This is a genomic window from uncultured Eubacterium sp., from assembly GCF_937958975.1.
GTDB lineage: Bacteria > Bacillota > Clostridia > Lachnospirales > Lachnospiraceae > Eubacterium_G.
This window is the reverse complement of the sequence record NZ_CALGRE010000040.1, coordinates 78,555-89,320: the sequence shown is the minus strand read 5'-3', so window position 1 is coordinate 89,320 and position 10,766 is coordinate 78,555. Positions and strand designations below refer to the sequence as shown.

Below are 10,766 nucleotides of genomic sequence, written 5' to 3'. Positions count from 1 at the left end.
TATTCATCGTTTACGGCGTGGACTACCAGGGTATCTAATCCTGTTTGCTCCCCACGCTTTCGAGCCTCAGCGTCAGTAATCGTCCAGTAAGCCGCCTTCGCCACCGGTGTTCCTCCTAATATCTACGCATTTCACCGCTACACTAGGAATTCCGCTTACCCCTCCGACACTCTAGTTCGACAGTTTCAAAAGCAATTCCGGGGTTGAGCCCCAGGCTTTCACTTCTGACTTGCCGTACCGCCTACGCTCCCTTTACACCCAGTAAATCCGGATAACGCTTGCCCCATACGTATTACCGCGGCTGCTGGCACGTATTTAGCCGGGGCTTCTTAGTCAAGTACCGTCATTTTCTTCCTTGCTGATAGAAGTTTACATACCGAAATACTTCTTCCTTCACGCGGCGTCGCTGCATCAGGGTTTCCCCCATTGTGCAATATTCCCTACTGCTGCCTCCCGTAGGAGTTTGGGCCGTGTCTCAGTCCCAATGTGGCCGATCACTCTCTCAAGTCGGCTACTGATCGTCGCCTTGGTAGGCCGTTACCCCACCAACCAGCTAATCAGACGCGGGTCCATCTTGTACCACCGGAGTTTTTTACACTGTATCATGCGATACTGTGCACTTATGCGGTATTAGCAGCTGTTTCCAACTGTTATCCCCCTGTACAAGGCAGGTTACCCACGCGTTACTCACCCGTCCGCCACTCAGTCATATGAATCTTTATTCCGAAGAACTCCGTCTCATATGCTTCGTTCGACTTGCATGTATTAAGCACGCCGCCAGCGTTCATCCTGAGCCAGGATCAAACTCTCGTTTAAAGTGTTTGTTCTGTCAGAATGACGTTAGCCATTCATCCATTACTGTTGTTTTGGAAATCGTTTCTTCGATTACTCGAATTAACAATGTTCGCTCTGAAAATTTATTTTGAATTTTCAGGGATGGTTGCTGTTCAATTATCAATGTTCTTGTTTCTTTTTGTCGCTCTCAGCGACAGCCATATTAATATATCATGGCTTTTTCTTTTTGTCAACATCTTTTTTAACTTTTTTTAAAAAAGTTTTTTGTTGACCGCACTGCCGTTTGGCGTGTGCAAGAGATATATTATCACTTTATAAATATCTTGTCAACAACTTTTTTAAAAACTTTTTAAGTTGTATAACAATCAATTATTGGCATAATAAAACCCTGTCATATGACAAGGTAATAAAACGGAGAAGGAGGGATTTGAACCCTCGCGCCGCGCAAACGACCTACACCCTTAGCAGGGGCGCCTCTTCAGCCACTTGAGTACTTCTCCATGCCTGAATATAATATATATTCTCTTAACAGCACTTTAACAGTGCATTGATTATTATAATATAGTAGTTTTTATTTGTCAAATATAAATCACACTTATTTTTAAATTTTTTCATTTATCTTATGATTTATTCTTTTTTTCACTATATCTGCTATTTCAATTGTCTTCATGTCTTTATATTCTTCATAATATAAAGGATTTAAATAATGTATTTGTACTTTAACTGTTTTTGTATCTTTTATATCAAAAGGTTTAAATGAATCTATTAATGCTACAGGTACAATTGGTGCTCGTGCTTTTACCGCACTTTTAAATGAACCGCCTTTAAAATTTCCCGGTATATTACCATTTTTACTCCTTGTACCTTCAGGAAATATAATATAATTTCTTCCCTTTTTTATTTCTTGGGTCATTTCTTTTATTATTTGCATTCCCTGACGTGCATCATTTCTGTCTAAAGCTTTTGCATCTAATGCCTTTATTGTCTGTTTTAATAAAGGTACTTTTTCTAAATCTTTTCTTATAACAAAAGATGCCGGATTCTCATGTGTGTCACATATGAGTAAAACATCAAATAACCCTTGATGATTTGGGGTTAATATATATCCATTCTCTTTTGGAATATTATCTAATCCTGTACATTCTATTTCTACATGTGCATATTTATTTACTTGTTTACATACATTCCTGACAATTTTATATCTTTCCTGTATTGTATATTTCTGACCATTTCCTGCTTTACCTATTTCATAAAATAACCATGGAACTTTATAAAATCTTCGGGTAAATAAATATACAATTCTATTCATCTTCATTTTATTTTATCCTTAAGTTATTATTTTATTCTCTATATTTCTCAATTGATGTTTCATATAAGTCTGTTCCTTCACTATCTATAACTACTATAGAAGGAAAGTCTTCAACATATAATTTTCTTATTGCCTCTGTTCCCAAATCATCATATGCAATCACTTCACTTGACTTTATACATTTAGATAATATTGCTCCGGCTCCACCTACTGCTGCAAAATATACACTACCATTTCTAATTATTGCATCTTTTACTGATTTTGAACGTTTTCCTTTTCCAATCATACCTTTTAATCCCAAATCTAATAGGTCTGGTGCATATTTATCCATTCTACTTGCAGTTGTAGGTCCGGCAGAACCTATAGGTCTTCCCTCTCTAGCAGGGGATGGTCCCATATAATATATGATGTTATTATTCATATCAATTGGAAGTTCCTGTCCTTGTTTTAATGCCTCATACATTCTTTTATGTGCCGCATCTCTCGCTGTATAGATTATTCCCGTTATATATACATAATCTCCTGCTCTTAATTCTTTCGCCTGCACATCACTCAATGGAGCATTTATTTTCTTATTCATTTCAGTCTCCTTTATCTATATATTGTAATTTTGTTATGAGTTTCTTCCTATTATATAAGTTTCAAAATAAAACGCTATATATTGTGTTTATATATTACTTTAATTCTAAATATATACTATAAGATTCTTGTAACATGTCTGTTTACATGACAACATATATTTATAGCTACTGGCAATCCTGCTATATGAGTTGGATATGTTTCAACATTCACAGCAAGTGCTGTCTGTGTTCCACCAAGTCCACCCGGACCTATTCCTAATTTATTTATTTTTTCTAATAATTCATCTTCCATTTCTTTTACATATTCAATTTTTGAACTACTATCTGCCGGTCTTGTCAACGCCTTTTTTGCGAGTAATGCACACTTCTCAAAAGTTCCACCTATGCCTACTCCTACTACCATTGGAGGACATGCATTTGGTCCAGCATCACTTACTGCTGTGAGTACAGCTTCTTTTACACCTTCTATTCCATCAGCCGGCTTTAACATAAATACACGACTCATATTTTCACTTCCAAATCCCTTTGGCGCTAAAGTTATTTTTATATTTTCTCCAGGTACAATACTATAGTGAATTACAGCTGGAGTATTATCTTTCGTATTTTCTCTTAAAATTGGGTCCTTTACTACTGATTTTCTTAAGTAACCTTCTACATACCCCTGTCTTACACCTTCATTAATAGCATCTTCTAAATTATCGCCTTCTATATGTACATCTTGTCCTATCTCAATAAAAACAACCGCCATTCCTGTATCCTGACAAATTGGTATCATATCCTCTGCTGCTATTTTTAAATTTTCATCTAGCTGTTCCAATATCTGACAACCTAAAGGAGATTTTTCATTTTTTCTTGCATTGTCAAATACTTCTATCATATCAGGTAATAAAAAATGATTCGCTTCAATACACATTTCTTTTATTTCTTTTATAATTTCATTTGTATTTATAATTCTCATTTATTTTTTCCTCTCTTTTTATTTTAACGCATGAAAGGCGACTTTATTAGCCGCCTTTTTTATTATTTTATTCTGTTTCTGAAGAATTTTCTGTTTTATTTATATCAATATCATCTTCTGATTCTATCAATTTTGCTTCTTCTGCATCAGCTTCTGTCACGCTTTCTTTTACTTTTGTAATACTTGCTACAACAATATCACTGTCATTACCTGTATTCATAAGTTTTACACCAAGTGTAACCCTTCCTAAAACAGAAATATCATCAACAAACATTCTTATGATAATACCTTCGTTAGTAATCATCATAATCTCATTTCCATCATTTACAGCTTTTGCACCTACAACATCACCTGTTTTATCTGCAATCTTATAACATTTTACACCTTTTCCGCCACGATTTTGTAGTTTAAATTCACTAAAAGGAGTACGTTTTCCCATACCATTTGCAGAAACAATAAGAATACATTCACCCTGTGACTCTAATTGCATAGAAATTACTTCATCACCTGAATTTAATTCAATTCCTCTTACTCCCATAGCTGAACGACCCGTTTCGCGTACATCTGTCTCACGGAATTTAATTCCATGACCTTTTTTTGTAATTAACATAATATTATCTGTATTATCTGATATCATTACATCAATCAATTCATCATTTTCTCTAAGAGTAATAGCCTGTATTCCACTCTTTCTAATATTTGTATATGCATTTACAGGTGTCTTCTTAATAACACCATTTTTTGTAGCCATAATAAGATATTTATCGTCTTCAAATTCACGCATTTGAACCATAGCAGATATTTTTTCACCAGGCTGCAACTGTAAAAGATTTACTATTGCCATACCTCTTGCTGTTCTTCCTGCTTCCGGTATTTCGTAACACTTAAGTTTGTAGATACGTCCCGTATTTGTAAGGAATAATATATAATCATGGGTGGATAACATAAACATATCTTTCATAAAATCGTTATCGATAGTCTGCATACCCTTTATTCCTTTTCCACCACGATTTTGTGATTTAAAGTTATCTACAGTCATTCTCTTAATATAACCTAAATTTGTCATTGCAACGACTGTATCTTCTTCCGGTATCAAATCCTCATCAGACAAATCACCTATATTTAGACCAATTTTTGTTCTTCTCTCATCTCCAAACTTATCTCTAATTACTGTTATTTCTTCTTTTATAACAGTTAATAATTTATTTTCGTCAGCAAGAATTGATTTTAAGTATTCTATTTTTGCCATCAATTCATTATATTCAGCTTCAAGGTCTTCTCTTGCCAAACCTGTCAACTGACGAAGTCTCATATCTACAATAGCCTGTGCCTGCGCGTCGGAAAGACCAAATCTTTCACATAAACTATTTTTTGCGTCCGCTGTTGTTCTCGAACCTCTTATAATTTTAATTACTTCATCTATATTATCTAAAGCAATTAATAAACCTTTTATAATATGAGCACGCTCTTCGGCTTTGTTTAACTCAAATTTTGTACGTCTTGTTACAACATCTTTTTGATGTTTTAAATATTCATCAAGCATTTGAAGAAGATTTAAAACTTTTGGTTCACCATTTACCAAAGCAAGCATAATAACACCAAAAGAATCCTGCAACTGTGTATGTTTATAAAGCTGATTTAAGATTACATTAGCATTGGCATCACGACGGACTTCTATAACTACGCGCGTTCCTTCCTGGTCAGATTCATCTCTCAAATCCGTAATGCCGTCTATTTTCTTTTCTTTTACTAAACTGGCAATCTTCTCCACCAGCTTTGCTTTATTTACCATATATGGAAGTTCTGTAACAACAATTCTGCTCTTACCATTTTCCATTGTCTCGATTTCAGAAACAGCCCTTGTCTTTATTTTTCCGCGACCTGTCCTATATGCTTCTTCTATGTCTCTTCTTCCTAATATAGTAGCTCCTGTTGGAAAATCAGGTCCCTTAATAATCTCCATAACCTCTTCAATCTCGGTATCTCTATTTTCATCAACCTTATTATCTATTATCTTTATAATAGCGTTGATTGTCTCTTTTAGATTATGAGGAGGTATATTCGTAGCCATACCTACTGCAATACCACTTGTACCATTTACTAAAAGATTTGGATATCTTGATGGAAGTACCGTAGGTTCTTTTTCCGTCTCATCAAAGTTTGGCACAAAATCAACGGTATCTTTGTTGATATCTGCAACCATTTCCATCGATATTTTGCTTAAACGCGCCTCTGTATAACGCATTGCAGCAGCTCCATCTCCATCTTCAGAACCAAAATTACCATGACCATCAACTAATGGATATCTTGTACTCCATTCCTGTGCCATATTAACCAAAGCTCCATAAATAGAACTATCACCGTGAGGATGATATTTACCCATTGTATCACCTACAATACGGGCACACTTTCTATGCGGCTTATCCGGTCCATTGTTCAATTCTACCATTGAATAGAGAACACGTCTCTGAACCGGTTTTAATCCGTCTCTTACATCCGGTAAAGCTCTCGCTGCTATAACACTCATTGCATAATCAATATAAGAGGTCTCCATTGTTTCTTTTAAGTCTACTTCATGAATTCTGTCAAAAATCTTATCATCCACTTAAATTTCCTCCTATATGTCTAAGTTCTGTACAAATTTTGCATTTGCTTCTATAAATTCTCTTCTTGGTTCTACTTCATCACCCATCAATGTAGTAAATGTCAAATCCATTTCTGTTAAATTGTCTTCATCTATCTTTACTTGTTTTAAAATTCTTGTCTTAGGGTCCATGGTTGTCTCCCATAACTGAGAAGCATCCATTTCACCCAGCCCTTTATAACGCTGAATTTTATTTTGATTATCACGCCCTATTTCTGTGAGAATTCTATTTAATTCTTCATCACTGTATGCATAATAATTTTTCTTATTTCTTGTAATCTGATATAGTGGTGGCATAGCGAGATATACATGTCCGTCTTTTATAAGTTCCGGCATAAACCGATAGAAAAATGTAAGCATAAGGGTATCAATATGAGCACCATCTACATCGGCATCCGTCATTATAATAATTTTGTTATATCTTAATTTTGATATATCAAAATCATCATGTATACCTGTTCCAAACGCTGTAATCATTGCTTTGATTTCAGCATTTCCTAAAATTTTATCAAGACGTGCTTTTTCTACGTTTAGTATTTTTCCACGAAGCGGTAAAATAGCCTGTGTAGCACGAACTCTTGCTTTTTTAGCGGAGCCTCCGGCGGAATCTCCCTCGACAATAAATATCTCACAATTTTCAGGATTTTTATCTGAACAATCGGCAAGTTTTCCAGGAAGAGAACCTACATCTAAAGCTGTCTTTCTTCTTGTTAAATCTCTCGCCTTTCTTGCAGCATCTCTTGCTCTTTGAGCTAAAACTGCTTTTTCACATATAATCTTTCCGACTGCCGGATTCTGTTCAAGAAAATATGTGAGCTGTTCACTTACCGTATTATCGACAGCACCCCTTGCCTCGCTATTTCCAAGCTTTTGTTTTGTCTGACCTTCAAACTGAGGGTCTTCTATTTTTACACTGATAATGACTGTCAAACCTTCCCGGATATCCTCCCCTGAAAGATTATCTTCACTATCCTTAAGTAATTTATTTTTACGGGCATAATCGTTAAAGGTTTTAGTCAATGCCCTCTTAAAACCTTCTACCTGTGTACCACCTTCCGGCGTATTAATATTATTTACAAAGCTGAACATATTTTCGTTATAAGAATCATTATGCTGCATAGCAACTTCAACATATACATTATTTACTGTTCCCTCACAATAGATAACGTCATCATATAACGATGTTTTTCCTTTATTCAGATAAGTAACAAATTCTTTAATACCACCTTCATAATGAAAAGCTTTTTCTTTTATTTCTTCATCTCTTACATCTCTTAAAACAATTCTAAGATTTTTTGTTAAAAATGCTGTTTCCCTTAATCTTATTTCTAATGTTTTATAATCATATTCCGTTTCCTCAAAAATAGTATCATCCGGAAGGAAAGTTACCTCAGTACCTGTAAATGAATTATCACAATTACCTATAATCTTTAAAGGTTCAACAACTTTACCATATTCATAACGCTGCCAATGAATTTTACCATCTCTACAAACTTTTACTTCAAGCCATTTAGAAAGGGCATTTACTACGGATGCACCTACTCCGTGAAGTCCACCGGATACCTTGTATCCTCCACCACCAAATTTACCTCCTGCATGAAGAACCGTAAATACAACTTCTACTGCCGGTTTTCCTGTCTTTGTATTAATGTCTGTTGGTATTCCTCTTCCATCATCTCTTACGGTAATTGAATTATCTTTATTAATCTGAACATCTATTGTATCACAATGTCCTGCAAGTGCTTCGTCTACAGCATTATCTACAATTTCATATACTAAATGATGTAATCCTCTAGCTGATGTAGAACCAATATACATACCCGGTCTTTTTCTTACTGCCTCAAGTCCCTCAAGAACCTGTATCTGGTCTGCTCCATATTCATTCTCAACGTTTGTGTTGTTACCCATTCGTAACTCCTTTCCGTTTCTGCTAATCATTAAACTAACTTTTCAGCCACATTTCCATTTGTAACTTGAAATACTTTATTAATTTTAAATCTATTTTCTATAAATTCATCCAACCCCGTACATGTTATAATTGTCTGTATATTATCCAGACTTTTTAACAAATGATTTTGTCTGTCTGAATCTAATTCAGATAGCACATCATCTAATAACAATACCGGCTTATCATTTATTAAAGATTTTACTAATTCTATTTCTGCCAATTTCAGAGATAAAGCAATTGTTCTTTTTTGTCCCTGACTCCCATAAGTTTTAATATTTTTTCCTTTATTAAAAAAAACTATATCATCCCGATGAGGACCCACAGATGTAGTTTTATATTTTATATCTTTTTCTCTATTGAAAAGGATATTTTGATATAAGTCATCTGGCTCACTGTTCTTTTCATATACAACTTCTATTTCTTCCTGACCATTTGTCAGTTCATCATGAATTGGAATCAAAATATTACTTATCTCTTTTATAAATTGTTCCCTTCTTTTAATCACTTTAGACCCATATTCTGCCAATTGCATATCCCAGACATCAAGAGTCTGTTTTAATTCAGGTTTAAAATATAAATCTTTCAAAAGCTGATTTCTCTGACTCAAAACTTTGTTATAATTTACAAGATTATAAACATAAATTTTATCTAACTGACAAAGCTCCATATCTATAAATTTTCTTCTCTCCGAAGGACCATTTTTTATAATATTTAAGTCCTCCGGAGAAAATATAATAACATTAAAAATTCCAAACAATTCACTTGCCTTTTTAATCGGAATCCCATTAATAGCAATCCCCTTAGATTTATTTTTTCTAAGATGAATATCTATACGCTGTTCCCTGTTATTTTTATTTATATATAATTTTATATGTCCCTCATTACTGTCAAAATTTATAAGTTCAAAATCCTTATTACTTCTGTGAGACTTTGTAGTGCTGCACATATAAATTGACTCTAAAATATTTGTTTTTCCCTGAGCATTGTTCCCATATAAAATATTTGTTTTGTTGTCAAAATCAAGCTTTAATAATTTATAATTTCTAAAATTACTTAATTCTAATTTTGTAATTATCATTATTTTACTGTTACCACTGTTCCATCAAATTCAAAGTTATCACCGGGATAAAGTTTTTTTCCTCTTCTCGTATCTATATCCCCATTAACTTTTACCTGACCATCCTGAATTATAAATTTAGCATCTACACCGGAACTAACCAATCCCGCAAGTTTTAAGGCCTGACCTAATTTTATAAATTCATCCTTGATTGTAATCTCCATAATAAACCTCTCTACTGTACGACCGGAAGAACAATATAAATATAACTATTTTCCTCATCCCTTATAAAGCAAGGCGCCTTTGGATTTGTAAAGAAAATACTAACCTGCTCCTGGTCTAATACCTTTAAAATATCTATAAGAAACTTTGGATTAAAACTTATCATAATATCTGCACCCTCTTTTGAAATAGGTATACTCTCATCCATAGAACCTATAAATGTATTAATAGATAATTCCATTTCTGTATCTTTTATCGTCAAAAATACCGGTTTTTTATCTCCTTCTTTTATGAGAAGGGTAGCTCTGTCTATACAATCTGCCATTTCTTTTTTGTTAATATTGATTTTTGTTTTATAATCGTTACTAATCATTTTGTCTGTATCAAAATAATTTGTAGCTTCAATTAATCTTGATACAACAATAGTTTCATCAAACTCAAATAATATATGGTTGTTTGTAAAGTAAATATTTACGTCATCATCCACGCCACCATTTAAAATTTTACTTATTTCATTTAATGACTTTCCGGGTACTAATACTTTAAAATCACCATATTCTTCTTTTAATTCAATATTTCTGATAGCAATACGAAATTTATCTAATGCTACAACTTTTAATTTATTTCCATGTACTTCAAATAATTCTCCTGTGAGGAGCTTATTCTTTTCAGCGTCATTAATAGCGAAACTAGTTTGTCTGATAACTTCTTTTAAAGAAAACTGTGAAATTGTAATTTTATTATTTTTTTCAATGACGGGAAGATAAGAAAAATCTTCAGCAGATTTTACAAGAATATTAAATTTAGCATTTTCACATGTAATGTTTGCTTTTGTTTCATCGTTTACTTCAATTATTACATCATTATCAGGAAGTTTTCTTACAATTTCTGAAAATATTTTAGCATCAATAGCAATACTCCCGGCTTCGATAATTTCTCCCAATACTTTTGTTTCTATGCCAAGTTCCATATCATTGGCTGTCATTTTAATAAATCCTTCTGTGGCATCAATTAAGATACATTCAAGTATGGACATTGTAGTTTTGGAAGAAACAGCTTTCATTACAATATTAATACCTGATATCAAATCTGATTTTTTACAAACTAACTTCATAAGTAATCTCCTTTGTTTAGATTTTTAAAAATAAGCTATAAATATATAAATAATAAATTAATAATAATAATAAGCAGTGTTAATATGTTAAAAAAACGTTTAAACCCTTATAAATAAAGGAGTTTTGAAAATAATAAC

At 33.4% G+C, this 10,766-nt stretch carries 8 protein-coding genes, 1 tRNA gene and 1 rRNA gene; all 10 read right to left on the bottom strand.

All coding sequences use genetic code 11. The features are described 5' to 3' along the window. A 16S ribosomal RNA gene (locus Q5O86_RS06965) occupies positions 1-816 on the bottom strand; the annotation flags it as partial. A gap of 391 nt (positions 817-1,207) precedes the next feature. Then, positions 1,208-1,295: transfer RNA gene (locus Q5O86_RS06960), tRNA-Ser, on the bottom strand. A gap of 101 nt (positions 1,296-1,396) precedes the next feature. Then, on the bottom strand, positions 1,397-2,110 hold the full coding sequence (locus tag Q5O86_RS06955) for a lysophospholipid acyltransferase family protein (protein WP_368074751.1): 714 nt from the start codon (positions 2,108-2,110) through the stop codon (positions 1,397-1,399). Positions 2,111-2,135: 25 nt separating this feature from the next. Then, a complete protein-coding gene (locus tag Q5O86_RS06950) occupies positions 2,136-2,684 on the bottom strand; it encodes a Fe-S-containing hydro-lyase (protein WP_302626418.1) in 549 nt (182 codons plus the stop codon). 116 nt (positions 2,685-2,800) lie between these two features. Then, positions 2,801-3,643, bottom strand: a complete 843-nt coding sequence (locus Q5O86_RS06945) for a fumarate hydratase (RefSeq protein WP_302626417.1) — start codon at positions 3,641-3,643, stop codon at positions 2,801-2,803. Positions 3,644-3,710: 67 nt separating this feature from the next. Continuing rightward, a complete protein-coding gene (gene gyrA / locus Q5O86_RS06940; protein WP_302626416.1) occupies positions 3,711-6,248 on the bottom strand; it encodes a DNA gyrase subunit A in 2,538 nt (845 codons plus the stop codon). A 12-nt stretch (positions 6,249-6,260) separates the two neighbouring features. Further along, complete coding sequence (gyrB, locus tag Q5O86_RS06935) at positions 6,261-8,195, bottom strand: DNA topoisomerase (ATP-hydrolyzing) subunit B (protein WP_302626415.1); 1,935 nt, start codon at positions 8,193-8,195, stop codon at positions 6,261-6,263. Positions 8,196-8,224: 29 nt separating this feature from the next. After that, positions 8,225-9,313 carry a DNA replication/repair protein RecF gene (recF, locus tag Q5O86_RS06930; protein WP_302626414.1) on the bottom strand — a complete coding sequence of 363 codons (1,089 nt, stop codon included), beginning with the start codon at positions 9,311-9,313 and terminating at the stop codon, positions 8,225-8,227. Continuing rightward, on the bottom strand, positions 9,313-9,516 hold the full coding sequence (locus Q5O86_RS06925) for an RNA-binding S4 domain-containing protein (protein WP_302626413.1): 204 nt from the start codon (positions 9,514-9,516) through the stop codon (positions 9,313-9,315). The genes recF and Q5O86_RS06925 overlap by 1 nt, the downstream gene beginning before the upstream one ends. Before the next feature lie 11 nt (positions 9,517-9,527). Beyond that, positions 9,528-10,628: a DNA polymerase III subunit beta gene (dnaN, locus tag Q5O86_RS06920; protein WP_302626412.1), complete on the bottom strand. Its 1,101-nt coding sequence runs from the start codon at positions 10,626-10,628 to the stop codon at positions 9,528-9,530. Between the last annotated feature and the right edge of the window lie 138 nt (positions 10,629-10,766).

What these genes read in the sequence shown, in the direction of transcription:
- Q5O86_RS06955 (WP_368074751.1), bottom strand. Translation starts at nt 2,110, where the DNA reads ATGAAGATGAATAGAATTGTATATTTATTTACCCGAAGATTTTATAAA.
- Q5O86_RS06950 (WP_302626418.1), bottom strand. Translation starts at nt 2,684, where the DNA reads ATGAATAAGAAAATAAATGCTCCATTGAGTGATGTGCAGGCGAAAGAA.
- Q5O86_RS06945 (WP_302626417.1), bottom strand. Translation starts at nt 3,643, where the DNA reads ATGAGAATTATAAATACAAATGAAATTATAAAAGAAATAAAAGAAATG.
- gyrB (WP_302626415.1), bottom strand. Translation starts at nt 8,195, where the DNA reads ATGGGTAACAACACAAACGTTGAGAATGAATATGGAGCAGACCAGATA.
- recF (WP_302626414.1), bottom strand. Translation starts at nt 9,313, where the DNA reads ATGATAATTACAAAATTAGAATTAAGTAATTTTAGAAATTATAAATTA.
- Q5O86_RS06925 (WP_302626413.1), bottom strand. Translation starts at nt 9,516, where the DNA reads ATGGAGATTACAATCAAGGATGAATTTATAAAATTAGGTCAGGCCTTA.
- dnaN (WP_302626412.1), bottom strand. Translation starts at nt 10,628, where the DNA reads ATGAAGTTAGTTTGTAAAAAATCAGATTTGATATCAGGTATTAATATT.